The 14,425-nt window shown below is 58.6% G+C and carries 18 protein-coding genes and 1 pseudogene; 1 reads left to right on the plus strand and 18 read right to left on the minus strand.

Annotation, left to right across the window (positions count from 1 at the left end):
* Positions 1–6: 6 nt before the first annotated feature.
* From RUGAMON1_RS20170 to RUGAMON1_RS20185, 4 genes are all read right to left on the minus strand, one after another.
* Positions 7–342 (minus strand): hypothetical protein, encoded by a 336-nt coding sequence (locus RUGAMON1_RS20170; RefSeq protein ID WP_445232209.1) that lies wholly within the window; start codon positions 340–342, stop codon positions 7–9.
* Between the two features lie 8 nt (positions 343–350).
* On the minus strand, positions 351–878 hold the full coding sequence (locus RUGAMON1_RS20175; protein ID WP_445232210.1) for a hypothetical protein: 528 nt from the start codon (positions 876–878) through the stop codon (positions 351–353).
* On the minus strand, positions 839–1,060 hold the full coding sequence (locus tag RUGAMON1_RS20180; RefSeq protein WP_445232211.1) for a hypothetical protein: 222 nt from the start codon (positions 1,058–1,060) through the stop codon (positions 839–841). The genes RUGAMON1_RS20175 and RUGAMON1_RS20180 overlap by 40 nt, the downstream gene beginning before the upstream one ends.
* A gap of 197 nt (positions 1,061–1,257) precedes the next feature.
* Entirely contained in the window at positions 1,258–2,436 is a 1,179-nt protein-coding gene (locus RUGAMON1_RS20185) for a hypothetical protein (RefSeq protein ID WP_445232212.1), read from the minus strand.
* Between the two features lie 252 nt (positions 2,437–2,688).
* Here RUGAMON1_RS20185 and RUGAMON1_RS20190 point away from each other — a divergent pair.
* A pseudogene (locus RUGAMON1_RS20190) lies at positions 2,689–2,940 on the plus strand (transposase); the annotation flags it as partial.
* A 182-nt stretch (positions 2,941–3,122) separates the two neighbouring features.
* On the opposite strand, the gene RUGAMON1_RS20195 reads toward RUGAMON1_RS20190, so the two are convergent.
* The 14 genes from RUGAMON1_RS20195 to RUGAMON1_RS20260 form a co-directional block, all read right to left on the minus strand.
* Positions 3,123–6,959: a non-ribosomal peptide synthetase gene (locus tag RUGAMON1_RS20195; RefSeq protein ID WP_445232213.1), complete on the minus strand. Its 3,837-nt coding sequence runs from the start codon at positions 6,957–6,959 to the stop codon at positions 3,123–3,125.
* 141 nt (positions 6,960–7,100) lie between these two features.
* Positions 7,101–7,328: a hypothetical protein gene (locus RUGAMON1_RS20200; protein ID WP_445232214.1), complete on the minus strand. Its 228-nt coding sequence runs from the start codon at positions 7,326–7,328 to the stop codon at positions 7,101–7,103.
* Positions 7,329–7,349: 21 nt separating this feature from the next.
* A complete protein-coding gene (locus RUGAMON1_RS20205) occupies positions 7,350–7,856 on the minus strand; it encodes a hypothetical protein (protein ID WP_445232215.1) in 507 nt (168 codons plus the stop codon).
* Positions 7,857–8,081: 225 nt separating this feature from the next.
* Positions 8,082–8,732, minus strand: a complete 651-nt coding sequence (locus tag RUGAMON1_RS20210; protein WP_445232216.1) for a lysozyme inhibitor LprI family protein — start codon at positions 8,730–8,732, stop codon at positions 8,082–8,084.
* 377 nt (positions 8,733–9,109) lie between these two features.
* A complete protein-coding gene (locus RUGAMON1_RS20215) occupies positions 9,110–9,313 on the minus strand; it encodes a hypothetical protein (protein WP_445232217.1) in 204 nt (67 codons plus the stop codon).
* A 14-nt stretch (positions 9,314–9,327) separates the two neighbouring features.
* Positions 9,328–9,600, minus strand: a complete 273-nt coding sequence (locus tag RUGAMON1_RS20220) for a hypothetical protein (RefSeq protein WP_445232218.1) — start codon at positions 9,598–9,600, stop codon at positions 9,328–9,330.
* 300 nt (positions 9,601–9,900) lie between these two features.
* On the minus strand, positions 9,901–10,179 hold the full coding sequence (locus RUGAMON1_RS20225; RefSeq protein ID WP_445232219.1) for a tyrosine-type recombinase/integrase: 279 nt from the start codon (positions 10,177–10,179) through the stop codon (positions 9,901–9,903).
* A gap of 42 nt (positions 10,180–10,221) precedes the next feature.
* Positions 10,222–10,719: a hypothetical protein gene (locus tag RUGAMON1_RS20230; protein WP_445232220.1), complete on the minus strand. Its 498-nt coding sequence runs from the start codon at positions 10,717–10,719 to the stop codon at positions 10,222–10,224.
* Positions 10,720–11,009: 290 nt separating this feature from the next.
* A complete protein-coding gene (locus tag RUGAMON1_RS20235) occupies positions 11,010–11,267 on the minus strand; it encodes a hypothetical protein (RefSeq protein ID WP_445232221.1) in 258 nt (85 codons plus the stop codon).
* 25 nt (positions 11,268–11,292) lie between these two features.
* Entirely contained in the window at positions 11,293–11,757 is a 465-nt protein-coding gene (locus RUGAMON1_RS20240) for a hypothetical protein (RefSeq protein ID WP_445232222.1), read from the minus strand.
* 63 nt (positions 11,758–11,820) lie between these two features.
* A complete protein-coding gene (locus tag RUGAMON1_RS20245) occupies positions 11,821–12,009 on the minus strand; it encodes a hypothetical protein (protein WP_445232223.1) in 189 nt (62 codons plus the stop codon).
* Positions 12,010–12,092: 83 nt separating this feature from the next.
* Positions 12,093–12,383: a hypothetical protein gene (locus tag RUGAMON1_RS20250; RefSeq protein ID WP_445232224.1), complete on the minus strand. Its 291-nt coding sequence runs from the start codon at positions 12,381–12,383 to the stop codon at positions 12,093–12,095.
* A gap of 474 nt (positions 12,384–12,857) precedes the next feature.
* Positions 12,858–13,529: a tyrosine-type recombinase/integrase gene (locus RUGAMON1_RS20255; protein ID WP_445232225.1), complete on the minus strand. Its 672-nt coding sequence runs from the start codon at positions 13,527–13,529 to the stop codon at positions 12,858–12,860.
* A 125-nt stretch (positions 13,530–13,654) separates the two neighbouring features.
* The gene (locus RUGAMON1_RS20260) at positions 13,655–14,311 is read right to left on the minus strand and encodes an RES family NAD+ phosphorylase (RefSeq protein ID WP_445232226.1); all 657 of its coding nucleotides are present in this window, start codon (positions 14,309–14,311) and stop codon (positions 13,655–13,657) included.
* Between the last annotated feature and the right edge of the window lie 114 nt (positions 14,312–14,425).

Consider the following 14,425-nt stretch of genomic DNA (forward strand, 5'->3'; position numbering starts at 1 on the left):
CTTCGTTCACTTCTTGGTATATTGAGATGCCAGAATCTCGTACTCTTCCTTGCTGATCGCTTCCCCACGGGGCGCATAATGGAGCATGAAGTAGCGTTCGGCTTCGTCCGCATCGTATCGGTCGTCGTAGGTGAAACTTGGGTAATCGCTCGTTGGGTACTTCCATCGATGCCCAGTCAGCACATTGTCTGCACGAGCAATCGAAATCTCCATGCGGACATAGTGGTAAATTTTCTTTTTCTTGGTCTTCCCCTGCGGCTGCGGTATTACCTGCGGACGCAAAGGGAACCGATAAACTGTCTGTTGGCCAGCATCGTGCACGTACTGAAAAAATTCACTCATGGATTTTCCTAGGGCTGCGGGCCCCAGCCTTTCATCAAAGCAGCATCAAGGCCTTCAGCAAGGATTTTCACCGCCGAAACGGTAAAACCGTGCTGATGTTTGGGCTCGTAGAAGTAGCGGGCGTGCGCAAAGTAATCCTTGCATTCGACCAAGAGTGGCTTCAGTTCTTTGCCAGTCTCCTGTTCGAACAACTGCTGCAACCGAGTCGATACTGTCCGGTCCATCCTATCGAACAGTTGTTCAAGGTCGTGCCCCCAGACGTTAGACTCGATCTTCGCCTGACCCAGCGGACCATCAACACCGCGAGGCGACACGGTCACTTTGGCGTCGGCTGCCTTTAAAAACAGCTCGACCGCTAAAGCTAGGTTGGCGACGACGGCCATCACGTTGCTCTCCAAGATACTGTTGTCGTCAAAAGCTGGTTTTGCCAGGTCATAAAAGCTCTTGGCCGCCCTGTAGATTCGCCCAGACTGATGGGTGGTCATGATTTTCCCATCTACGATTTTGTAATCGCCACCATCGAGCGCGGCACCCATGCCTGTCGCCTATTCGGTAGCAGTCCTTCATTTGGAACCTCTCGTTCAAATTCAACGATCACGTCGCCGTCAGGTTCGTCCCAAACAACCCGTCCAGTTTCACCGGCACGGATTGCGCCACTGCCGCCAAGAGGGCTTGGGAAATCGGCGACGATATCGACGTGTCTGTTCAAAAGGTTCACGGGCATTTTCCTCGCCGGCCAGCTCCACGCTGGCCTTCTCACTGCCGCTGCCCGGCCTGGCGCGGGTTCTGCTGTCGGTGAACCACTAGGGCGCGTTCTCCTCTGACTACTTCGTCCATGCAAAGCGCGAACTTTCTTAGGAGAGCAGCGCACCACCGCTTCGAAACGATCGAGTACCGTCCTACATGATGATTGACTTAATGCTTGGGCACCTTGGCAACTGGATTAGCGTCAGCACTGGCGCGAACGCTCAGTGCCGCGACCGTCGCCTGCGAAGACTGCAGATTATTCGTTGGGATCGTGCTCGTTGCAACCCAAGTTTGCGAATCAGGCGACCACTTCTGCCAAACGAGGTTATCGACGCTGCGATATAGGGAAGTAATAGGTGTTCCTCCCAGTATCTGCACTTGCTTCTCACCTGACTTCGTCGGATCGCTGCTGACGCCCTGAATAGGCGCATCAGGAATCACGAAAAATGCATAAACGAATTGGCCCGGCGAATGCCAGTTTGGGTCTGCCGCAGTCGCATAGTCAAGACCAACCGACGCGAATTGCGATGTCGGCTGGGATGAACTGGAGACCGCGAGCAGTCTCATACCCAATGCAACGCTCGAAAACGTGTTGGAAATGTATGGACCATTAACTGGTAAGAAGTCGGTGAAGTTGGATTTTCTTAATGCGCGGAGAGCATACGACGGAACAAACCCTGCCATCAGCGCACTCGCTTCGTAATCTTCAAATTTTAGCGTTCGGAAACCCCAGATTGGAACAGTTACGTTGTAACTAGTCACGTTCAACCCCCCGGCGTAACTCTGAACTTTTTGTTGAGTTACCGAGCCGATCGTGCTTTCAAGATTAAGCTGTGAGACAGTGGAATTCATCGCGACCGGATCCATGAAGCCGAGCGACAGGGCCGTTGGAATATCTATTTGCTGCGAGTCGTACAGGGTTACCGTAATTTTGTCTTGGTCGCCACTCGCATACGGCTGGAACGTAACTGTATTAAACTGAGTTCCCTGCGACGATACTTGCGTCGTTTGCTGATGGTCAGCAGTGTAATCGGTGCTGATGGTTCCGCTGCCCATCGCGCCGCTTGCTGCGAATTGGGGGGTAAAGGAAAAGTAGACCTGACCATCGTCCCCCGAGCAGCGACCAGCCCGGTGAAAAGTGTACGAGGTGAGGGTCTTTGCCGCTAGCGTGACTGAGGCCGGCGGCGTTTGGTCCCAGGTAGTGCAGCCGTCACCCGTATGTTGGATTGTCATCGGATACAGTGTCGAATTATCGATGATCATTAGATAATCTGATTTTCCGGCAAACGCCGTGGCGCCGAACAGGAGACCGGCCGACAACAGCGTGATTTTTAAAATTCGATTCATCCAAGGTCCTTCTCTTCCTGTTGGCGGCGACCGGCCGTATCGGAGTGCCAATTGGCACCAGATCGTTTTCCTTGTCAGTCCAGTTGCGTTACCAGGGCACGCTCTGGCACGTCCATGGATTGTGTCCCACGGAGTGGTGTATGAAGATGGTGCTGAGTTCGGCACCTAGGCTTGAGCTTTGTTGAGGCGGCCATTGTGATTACTGGATAGGTTGGGGTTTACGAAGACTCTAACCAGACCGAGGTTACCACAATGACCAACGCCACTATCGCATAGTCCGATCTCGCCGAAAAGGGGGCGGATGCCAATTTCATCAAACAAACGCTTCGATTTGCCTTGCAACGGATCATGGAGATGGATGTCGAGGCGCTTTGCAAGGCCGCCTACGGCGAGCGCAGCGAGGAACGCATCAACAGCCGCAACGGCTACCGCGACCGTGCCTGGGAAACCCGCGCAGGCACGGTCAATCTCAAAATCCCCAAGCTGCGCAGCAGCAGCTATTTCGGGTAAGTTTTCGGTCGGCGCCAACAGGCCCGGCCGCCGTGCCGAAACGGCGCAGCGCGCCGACCGCCAAGTCGATCTCCAACCAGTCCTTTAGCGGCGATCAGGCCCAGGCCGCGGCTAGCGCCAGCAACAGCAACGCCAGGCCGGCCAGCGCCATCAGGCGCCGACCGCGGGCCGGCGCTTCAGGCGTGGCCATCGTGCTGGTCCGGCACCGCAACCAGCGCGGCGGCCAGCACGTCGAGATTGGGGTGCTCGAAGATCGAGCCGTGCAGGCCGGGCACGCGCTGCTCGAGCATGCGCCCGCCCATCAGGCGGCGCCAGGCGCCAAAAAACAGCCGGTCCCAATTGGCCAGGCCGGAAGAGCGGATCAGCGTGGCCGGCCCGTGGAAGCCGACCGGCCGGTAGCCGCGCAGCGCCATCACCTGCGCGACCAGCGCCGGATCGTTGACCAGCGCGCCCAGCCGCCGGCCGTTCAGGCTCAGTTCATGGATGTGCAGGAAGCGTACCAGCCAGCCGAGCAGGCGCCAGAACACGGTGCCGCCCAGCACCGCCTTCGGATAGATGGTGTCGATCAGCACCAGCGCGCGCACCGCGCAGGCGCTGCCGGCCAGCGCGCGTGCGGTCTCCAGCGCCGCCACCCCGCCCACCGAAAAGCCGGCCATGACGCCCGACTCGCGGCCCAGCGCGGCGACGCTAGCGGCATATACGTCGGCCAACTCGGTCAGGCTCTTGAACGGCTGGTCGGCCGGCGGCTGCAGCATGTACACGTCGTAGGCGCCTGCCAGCGCGCGCGCCAGGTCCTGGAAGCGGATCAGGTCGCCGTGGCCGGATGCGGCCAGGTAGAGCGGCCTACGGCCATGCTCCGGGCCCAGGCTCATCAAGACACCGGGCAGCGTGATCTTCTTGCCCAGCGCGACGGCCAGCCGCTCGATGGTCGGGTGCTCGGTCAGCACATACATGGGCACCTTGCAGCCGAGCTCAGTCTCGATGCCGGCCAGGATGCTCAGCGCGGCCAGCGAATCGCCGCCGATGTCGAAGAAATTGTCGCCCATCTCGATCGGGCGCGCATCGAGCACCCCCTCCCACAGCGGCAGCAGCGCGCGCTCGAGCGCGCTGCCGGGCGCGCGCGTTAGCAGCGGCGCCTGGGACGGCAGGGGCGCCGACAGCGCCTCGTAGTCGGTCTTGCCGGTGCTGCTTTGCGGCAGCGTCGGCAGCACGCTGATCGCGCTCGGGATCATGTAGTCCGGCAGGCGCTGGCGCAGTGCGGCCTGCAGGCTGTGCGCCGTCACGCCGGCCCCGGCGCCGACCCAGACATGGATCTGGTCCCGTCCCTTGAGCTCGACCAGCTTGGCCGCGGCCTGGGTCACGCCGGGCAGATGTAAACAGGTGGCCTCGATTTCCTCGAGCTCGATGCGGTAACCGCGCAGCTTGATCTGGCGGTCGATGCGGCCGATGAAATGCAGGTTGCCCTCGGTGCCCAGCCAGCCGCGGTCGCCGCTGCGGTACATCCGCCCTCGGGGCAGAAATGGATCGACCAAGAACTGCGCGCGGTCGAGCTCGGGCCGGTTCAGGTAGCCGCGCGCTAGCGTGTCGCCGCCGATGTAGATCTCGCCCGCGATCCCGGTCGGCACCGGCTGCAGCTGTGCGTCGAGCACATAGATGCGGGTGTCGTCGATCGGCCGCCCGATCGGTAGCGCGCCGTCGGCGCTGCCCGCTTCGCAGTGCCAGGCGGTGGCGAAGATCGCGGCCTCGGTCGGGCCGTAGACGTTGTACAGCCGGGCCCCGGTCTGGGCGATGAAGCGCGCCGCCAGCGCCGGCGCAAGCACCGCCCCGCCGCAGCAGGCCACGCGTAACTTGAGGCCGGCGCGGCCCCGGGCCGCGTCCAGGAAGCCGCTCAGGGTCGACGGCACGAAGGCCATGATGGTCACGCCGTGGCGCAGCGCGAACTCGGCCAGCGACTCGGGCAGCAGGCGCCCGGGCGGCGGCAGCGCAACGCGCCCGCCGTGGGTCAGCGGCAGCAGCAGCTCGATCAGCGCCGGGTCGAAGGTCAGCTGGGTGGCCTGGGCCGCACAGTCGTGCCACTCGACGCCGTAGCTGCGCGACAGCCAGGCCAGGCGTCGCGCCAGCGTCCCGTGCTCGACCATCACGCCCTTCGGCCGGCCGGTCGAGCCGGAGGTAAACAGCACGTATGCCAGATCCGAGGGCGCGGGCCGCGCGCCAGCTGGCGCGCCGGACGCGCCGCTGTCGTGCCAGGCCACCACCAGCGTGGCCGGATGTAGCGGCTCGAGACGTGCCGCGTTGTCCGGATCGACCAGCAGCACGCGAGCCCGGCTCTGTTCCAGAATGTCGGCCAGCCGCTCGAGCGGCGCGTCGAGGTCGAGCGGCAGGAAGGCCGCGCCGGCCTTGGCGATGGCCAGCAGCGCCACCACCATCGACGGCGAGCGCGGGATCGCCATCGCCAGCACCTGATCCGGGCCGGCGCCCAGTGCCAGCAGGCGTTGCGCCAGCTGGCCGGCGCGCCGGTCCAGTTCCGCATAGTCAATCGCGCCGCCATCCCACACCAGCGCGACGGCCTCGGGGCGCAGCGCCACCTGGTGCTCGAACAGCACGATGAACGGTATCGGCGCCGCGTGATGGGCGATGTCCTGGTGCAGGCCATGCAGCAGCGCCCACTGCTCCTCGGGCGGCACGATGGACAGTGCATCGACCCCGGCCTCGGGTGCGTCCATCATCGCCAGCGCCAGCTGCCACAGGCGGCGCCCGAGTAGCTCGGGCTCGCCCGGCGCGAAGCAGTCGGCACTGGCGTCGAGGATCAGTTCCGGATCCTGGCCGGTATCGAAGTCGCACACCGTCACGCCCAGCCGGTAGCGCGCGGTGCCGGAGAACAGCTGGCGCGAATCGAAGGAGCGGGCCGCGCCGAATTGCACCGCGTAGTCCTGGCGCTCGAACGAGAGCAGCACGTCGAGCAGCCCGTCGCGCCCGCTGCGGATCACCTCCAGCGCGCGTCCCAGTTCGGACAGCGGATAGCGTGGGTGGCGCAGCGCGCCGTACATCGCGACCCGGGTCGCGGCAAGCAGCTCGCCGACCCGCATGCCCGGCTCCAGCGCGACCTTAATCGGTAGCACGCCGACGAACATGCCCATGGTGGACCTGAAATGGCGCCCGCCTCGGTTGAGCGTGGGCACCCCGACCACCACCTCGGCGCAGTGATTGACGCGCGCGAAATACAGCGCCAGCGCCGCAAGAAAATAGTTGAACACCGTCGCGCCCTGGTCGATCGCGTGGCGCTCGAGGCGCAGGTAGTCGGCACGTGCCAGGCACTGCGTGGCCAGCCGCGAGGGCGCCAGCTGGCCGCTGCGGCCAGCGGCGTAGCGCGCTTCGATCAGCGGCGCCGGCAGCACCGGGATCTGCGCGCGCCAGTAGGCGGCGTCGCGCTCGAAGGCGGGCGACTCGCGGTAGGAATTCGATTCGACGATGAACTGGCGATAGCGCGGTGCGGCGGACGCGGGCGCGCCGTCGCCTTGCCCGAGCCCGTTATACAGCTCGCTCCAGCGCCGCATCGCCAGCGAGGTGCCCCAGCCATCCGTCACTAGGTGGTGGAACAGGATCGTCAGGTTGTGCAGTTCCGGGCCGCCGATCAGCAACGCGAAGCGCCAGGGCGGCGTGCCGTCCAGCGCGAACGGGTCGGCGATGCGGCGCTGCGACCAGGCGCGCATCGCCAGCTGCGGGTCTGCGGCGGCGCTCAGGTCGACCACTTCCAGACACGGCTCGGCCACGGCCAGCAGCCGCTGGCCGCCGCTGGCCAGCGGCGCCAGCCGCAGCGCATCGTTTTCCGCCACCATCGCGGCCAGCGCGCGCCTGACCCGCGCGCGGTCGAGCGGACCGTCGAGAAACAGGAAGCCGCCGATGTTCAGATGCGCGCTGTCGGGCCAGGCCAGCTGGTCGAGCCAGACCTCGCGCTGGCTCAGCGACAGGCTCAGCGTCTCCTGGGCCGCCTTGAGATCACTAGATGGGTCCATTTTTCCATTTTTCCCATGGCATAGCGGTAGCCGACCTTGGAGATCTCCTGCGAGCGGCGATTGCTCATCAGGGAGAACTCGGCCACCGGCGGTTCGAGAAGGCGCCGAGCGATTGCTTGGGTGGCGCTGCTGATTTTCCTCTTATGCGTAGCGCGGCACAGCGCCTGCCACTTCGGCCAATGCGTCGGCATACTGCGCGCCGGAATCTGGGTAGGTCAGCGCCACATGATCATCCCGGCCAAAATCGTTCAGGAACATACCGCGCTTCCACATCAGGTCTTCGAGATCCTTGCAAAACTCGACGCCAATACTGGTTTTGGTTACCACGTTCACCAGCACCAAAATGTAGTGTTGTTCAGGCGTATTCATAATCAGAATTTTCCTATGTGCTTACGGCTGTTGATCGACCAGCATGCGAGACAGCTTTTCCCGCGCGCGCCTATCTTTGTCAGGATTAGCTTGGAGGTCTTCCAAGAACCAGACTAACGCTGCCGCAAAGGCGCTCCCTAACCATTCCAGCGATAAAATAAGAATAGTCGGATCACTCGGACCAACCTGGCCAAGATTGGAGGCGTAGAAGATTCGACGTGCCTTACCGCTTCGGAAGTCATTCGATTCCGCCGCGCCAGTGTGCAAGACCCCGCAGCGGGCGCCCCAAAGATCGGCGGCGGTCGCGCCGGAAAGGAGTTCTGGATTTTTTTCGACCATGTACCGCTGTACCCACGCTTTGAAGCCTTCGTTACCGACCGTTTCCTTGTCACCTGCTACCCAAGCTAGTTGGTCTATAGCAGCGAAGAGTAAAACAAGTGTGGGCTGCCTGAATCCCTTCTCGCGAAGGCATGCAATCGCCTCTGACTGGCGGATGCCAAACTCCATCACAGGGTGTAGATTCGACATTTCAATTTTCCGCAAAGCTTACAAATGTTTGATGATAAAGGCGACGACGGCGCCCACTGAGCCGACTACCCATTTCCACTCGCGGACACAGAACCGCGCGGATGAACGAACAATTTGGGCAGACCAATGCGGGCGACGATAGTCTGTGTCCAAGTAATCGAAAAATGATTTTGGCCTATCGTCTCCCCACCAGTATCGTATCCACTTCATGATTTTCCTCGGCGTTTATCTGTTACTTTCTTCAGCAATCTCAGAACTTAAGCTTGCAATTCGCTCTCGCGTGATTGCTTCGTACCGGATAAATCTCATGAGCGGCTGGATACTCCCTCCTTCCCACTTTTTTGCCTCGCGCTCAACTTCAACATCTCGGAAGACTGACCAAGCCGACTGTGCCACGTCTAGTTGCTCCTGACTTTCTTGGGTGAGCGTTGGCAGGTATGAGGAGACAAGTTCCCCGAGATCGTCGTCAGCCTGAAATGCTTTCCTGGCAGACAATTCATTCATCTCCAGTTGAGTTTGTGCAGCACCCCACTCAGGATCATGCTCAGCCCGATCCGCATTGGTCACCAAGGTGTAAGCAGTCTCCGCATATCGCTTCGCCGTGACAATTGCTACCTCAGCAGATCGACCCAGCGCTTTGGCACCGAAACTCTGCAGTTCCTCTATGGTAGTGCCGTCCTTATCCAGCTTTGCCTTGAGGTCGGCAATTTGATGAAGCTGAGCGATACGCTCTGTAACAGGCTTGCCCTCTATTTTGCGTTGCCATAGGTAGTGCCCGCATTTGTAGAGCGCAGCTACCGTTGGCAATGCGAGAAATTTAAACCAATCGTTTTGATACAACCCGTTAATAGCACTCTGAAATTCATCGAAACTCAAGATTTTCCCTTCAAGCGTTCAACACGCGCGCTGCCTGGCGGCGGATGCGGCCAACAACAGGCTGTCGCAGTCGTCGTCGTATTCGATCATTGCTTACTCTTCGTCATCAGGATTGGTTCAAGGCCGGAACAAACAAACCGAACGTTTTCCTAGTCTCGGTCTTTGTATATCACTTGAATTCCGGATGCAGCATATTCGGCTATGCCGCGTGCGACCACGCGATAGAAGCTCGCATGATCTAAATTCTCTGCTAACTCATACCCACCGCGATGCCGACCTTCAGGGCCAAGGTCTTCATGTTCAATCCAGAGTGAAAGAGCGCCATTGGGATGCTGCTCAACAGATAACGTCACGCGCCGCATAGTAATATTTCCGATTTATTCATCATCATCCTCGGGCATGATAAATAGGGTGTTCGTGCCCGGCAGAACCAGATGGCGGCCATCTTCTGACGGCTCTAGCTTGCGACCATCCGACGACCAACTGCGTGTCCAAACACCGTCCTTCTCGACATCCACTCGTAAAACATTGCAGTACCATCCGTCAGCTGCGTTTGTCAGCTCGTAGCGCTTGATCTTCATGAGGCGATTTTCCCTTACAACCCGAAGGCGGTTTTTACGTCAGCCTCACTTGCGCCATCAGGCAAAGTATTGAGGATAATGATGACGGAGTTCATGGCTACTGCCCAGGTAGCGGCACTCGCTGCATAACACCCGTGATTCACTTCGACGTGTTCGTACAAGCCTGACCCGTTGCGAGGCTCCTTAAAAAACGCGATAAAGCGTTCTTTGGCAACTAGCCAGGGCATGTCTGCAACTGCCCCTTCGACTTTGCCCCACTCTTCTGGTTTTACAAATCTGATTTGCATAATTATCCTTTTTTTAAATCGACTTACTGCAACACCAATTACTGTTGCAGCGGTAGTTGCTTATTTCCCTTTTGGCGGGTTATTGCCACGACCGCCGCCGGAAGGTTGGCCAGGATTTTTACTCGGTGCATTGTGTGGGACTGGATTTGCCATAACGTTCTCCATAAATTGCGCGCTACCGGCCAAAGCGGAGCGCGAACGCCAGAGTTTTATCGAAACGGGGAATTAACTAACAATGAAATGTTTTCATACTGAAAATTCGTTTTAGGTTATTTGCAACGCATGAAATCTCACCAATTATCACAATGCATCAGCGAATGCCTGACGAAGCTGCGCCTGAGAAATCTCCAAATACGGATCAACGTGGTCCAACTCGGCGTGCCCGAGCATTAATTGCACGGTGCTGAGTTCAACCCCTTTGGCCAAGAGTCGGCTGGCCATGGTTCGCCGGCCACTGTGAGAGCTTCCGTCCTTGATTCCAGCATCCCTGTACAACTTCGTAACGTGCGCTTGTAACGCGTCACAGGCTGCGTAATCAACCTGCTCGCCAGCCTGATTGACTCGCCGCTTGATATTCATGGAGTAGCGATTTTCCTTTCAGGAAGGCACCGCATCATTAACCTAATCCATTTTCGTGACACGCAGCTTTTGCCATAAGGGATCGGAGGTTAACTTGGTTCCTTCGTGCCTTGCTTCCGTCTTAATAACACCCATGTAAAAATCTGCTGTTAAAACCTGGACATACGGGAAATTTTGCGCAGCGGGATGTGTGCTTCTGAGCCAAAAATCATTGTCGCCGTCGGAAGAATTTCTTTCAATGGAAAAAGCAGCCCACATTGCATCTTTGACTCCTGCTACCAGATACCAATCCGCTTCGTGAGCCCTCGTCTCACTTATAAGCGAGACAAATGCATTGTGATGAAGGTTGAATAGCCCTGTAGATCCATTATCGAATCGACGAAATTGGAAAAAATTAATTGGATCGGGTTCTGACCTAACCGCTAAGATTCGACTGTACAACGCTTGATCCGGCCCAATATATTTTCCATTTTGGACACATTGGATCGCGTAGGTTCCGGCAGGAACACCGTTTGAGGCTATGTCATCTTTTAAAGTCATTTGCAGTTTTCCTTTAGTGGCACTTACACGTGGTGCGTTCGGCGCCGCAGCGACCGCAGTAACGTTCCGCCGTTGTGTATGTGACGGCGACTCGTACATGTTGAACATAGCCTTTGGTCAGGTGGTTACCACAAGCGCGGCAGTAGTTGTGGCCGTTGTGTTTGTAGTCTGTGCATTTACCGCAATTGGAATTCATCCAGTTACCCTCACTGGCCCGGCACGATACCCGGCCTTCTCAGCACAAAGGCCGCGTCATGCGCGGCCGATAGCACTCCTGAATTTTCCATGACTCAAACTTCGGTTTCGATCTTGGCGAGCATGGCCAGGAGGTCTTCCTTCGCCAGCACCAGCTCGCAGAGCTTTTTCGGTTGCTCATCCGATCCGCGCGTCATCACATCGACTTGCATGAAGCCTTTGCCACCCACGTCGGAGGCACCATCTGGAAATTGCAGCCAGCGATCCGACACTTGACAGGCCACGATGCCGTTCTTGAGATTTTGACGATTCCGCCGTTCGGCGCGACCAGGGAACTGGGTGATGTTGGCCATGAATTCGTTTTCCTTGGTGAAATATTCACTTGCCCAACAGCTCACAATTTTGTTCTTTAAACTTGGCACGGCCCCACACACGGTAGTCCACCTGGTAAGTGGTCATCGCGCTACTCTTTTCTCCCAATTCCGCCGTTGTTTGTTCCCAAATCGATTCATAGACTTGTCCAGCCGCGAAATCAACAGGCACGTCGAGGTCGGCGAAGTTCCAGGCTCTGAGTACCACGGGGAGTACGAATTCGCTGCGATTAAACTCTTCCATCGAAACCTTCTTACCTCGCGCTGCTTGAATGAACACCCTCGCGTTCGATAGAGCGAATACCATCAAGCGCTTCTCCTCGTCTACATATCGGGCGTGTGCAGCAAGCGTAGCGCACCGATATCCAGAAACCGACGCCTGACCAATCTGAACATAGTCTGGCGTGGCGGCGAAAACGCCCCTGACGACAATTAGGAATGTGATCACCAGCATCATAGTTTTACGAGCCATTGATTTTTCCCTTGTTCCGGCGCCGGCCGGTGGCGGGCGCCACCAGGGCGCGTTTTCCTTGGGTCAGATGTTCCACTTGCCGCGCAACTGCTCGATGCGGTGGCCTTTGCGCGCGCGCTCGGCCACCGCGCCGGCGCCGGCGGGGATCGGCGCACCGGACAGTGCGGCGGCAGCCATCGTCGTGTCGTAGTTCTCGACAGCGCGCACCAGGTCAATCAGTTCGCGCAGGTCGGATTGCAGTTCGTTCAGCATGGACCCTGTCCTTGGTATTGCGATTCAACGATTAAGCCGTTGAGCCGCCTGTTTTTCTGATAAACCGTTTATACGGTATTTTCCTATTCGGCCAGCATTACCCGGATTGACTGATCGGCTGATTGCTCAATCAGCTGGCCAGCATCTTTCGCAGCCTTGACGGCAGCCGCAGCCGCTTCCGCAGTCAGCCCCCAGGACACAAGCTTTTCTTCGACGACCAGAGCGTACATAGACCCAACTCCGTGCGACTCGAACGCCGCGACCGCTAGTGCGACCAGCCGGTCCGCCTGGCTGGCAAACGGCGTAGTGCCGTCCAGAATACTGGCGACGCGCGTGGTCAGAGTTTCGTCTTCGATCGGTTTCCAGATACTCATATTCGATTTTTTCCTCGCCGGCCAGCACCACGCTGACCTTCTCACTGCCGCCGCCCGGCCTAGCCGGGCGCGGGCGCTGCTGTCGGTGCGCCACCAGGGTGCGTTTTCCTTCATCTAGAACGTCTAGACGTCAAACTCGTCGAGATAGCGGACTGATCCCGTATCCATAATAACTTTGCATCGCAGAGCACCACCTTTACGTCCACGGAATACCTTTTCCACGATCCCTGTGGGTCCGCTCGGTGTGCCAACTCGGCACATGCATTCCTCCATTTTGTTTCGAGCAGATTCGAGCTCCGCGACCCGGTTCGGTATTGACATGATTTTCCTGATTGATGCTGGGCCACCTTGCGGAAGCCATTTATAGGGTTCGGTTTCAAGTCTCCGCCCGAAACCGTCGCCTTGTCAATGAAGTGTTTCCAAATAGAAAGCAAAATTTTATATTATTTGTAACGTATTGAATCTCACCAAATATCACAACACGTCGGCGAATGCTTGACGAAGTTGTGCAGGAGATACCTCCAGATACGGGTCGACGTGGTCCAGCTTGGCATGCCCCAACATCAACTGCACGGTGCTCAGCTCGACGCCGTTGGCTAAGAGCCGTGACGCCATAGTGCGCCGACCACTGTGCGAAGTACCGCCCTTGATCCCGGCATCCCGGTACAACTTCGTTACGTGCGCTTGCAGGGCATCGCAGGCTGCGTAATCGACTTGCTGGCCAGCCTGATTGATTCGGCGCTTGGTGTTCATGGAGTAGCGATAGCCCTTGAAGGTGAGCACCAGCGCGCTATCTGGCCGCAGACCACGATACCGCTTCGGATCATCGCTCATACGCAAGCGCCGCTCGACACGCTGCGCGAGGTAGTCATCTATCGCGGCGACCAGATCGCGGTTTGTCGGATAGATGCAGCGCTGCCGTTGCCCCTTCGTGATGGTTGCCCGGAGCGACACCTCTGACCGGATCGCCCCGGATGGAAACAGCAAGTCGCCGATCTCGATCTGAGCGATTTCGGACACACGCATCCCTGTGTGGATGCCCAGCAGTAGGACAAGAACATCGCGCTCTGGATCGCGGCTGGTGGCTTTGGTGACACGGAGAAGGTGCCGGTATTGGCCCGGCTTCAAGACTGCGGCTTGCGGCATGGTGGTCCTCTGAATAGGGTTGAAAACGGCTTTATTCAGAGTGAGAACCCGTCAGGCTCTTTTTCGAGTGTAGCACCGCATGAACCCTCGCGTCCTCGGAAAAGCATAGTGGTGGCGATATCGTGTTATCTATATATATTATTTATATCGATTAGTCGAAACGGCCAGGCTACGAACCCTTTTCCCTTTTCCCTCTTCCACTCCCCCCATTTCTCCACGCGGTCATTCAATTGTTCCTTGGTGTGTAACCATACCTGACCATCGCCATCAGGTTCTTCGACGAGGCGTTCCACCGTATAGGCAACCTGGCGAACACGGTGAAACGCCAAGCTCCCGTGCACATAGTCGACTGGGAACGTGTCATCTTGCGCACTCCCATCCCTTTCGGGGAACACGACCAGGTTCGTGCTACCCGGGTCCTGCACGGATTTGAAAAGGATGCCGTCAAGCTTCTGCGGATGGACATGGGACAAATACTCGGCCATTGACTGGGTGATCAGATAGTCCTCTTCGTGATCAGGAACCACCGGGGCAGCGATCAATCGGTGCAGCCTGTGCAGAAACTGCCGCGTCTCGCTTGCTGCCTGCGGATCCGAATGCAGCAACTCGCTCCAGCCGGCATCGAAGGCGCGCTCCAGGCGCTCGAAGTCCAGTACCTGCAGTGGTCTAGCCAACGCCAGCTCGATGACAGCGATAGTGCCGCCGATGGCCGGCCGCAGCTCGGCGATCGCGGTTCTGAACTCCATGGCGGCATACAGCGCCACCACGCCGTCAGGGCTCATGCGCGTCGATCACGCCTTGGCGCGCGGCGGCAGCCCCACTTCCCTGAACGGCGCCCCGATCGTGGCCCCGGCCTGTTTAGCTTCGATCGCACGCGCACGGTAGACAGGCGCCCT

Source organism: Duganella rhizosphaerae (genome assembly GCF_040364205.1).
Taxonomy (GTDB): domain Bacteria; phylum Pseudomonadota; class Gammaproteobacteria; order Burkholderiales; family Burkholderiaceae_D; genus Rugamonas; species Rugamonas rhizosphaerae.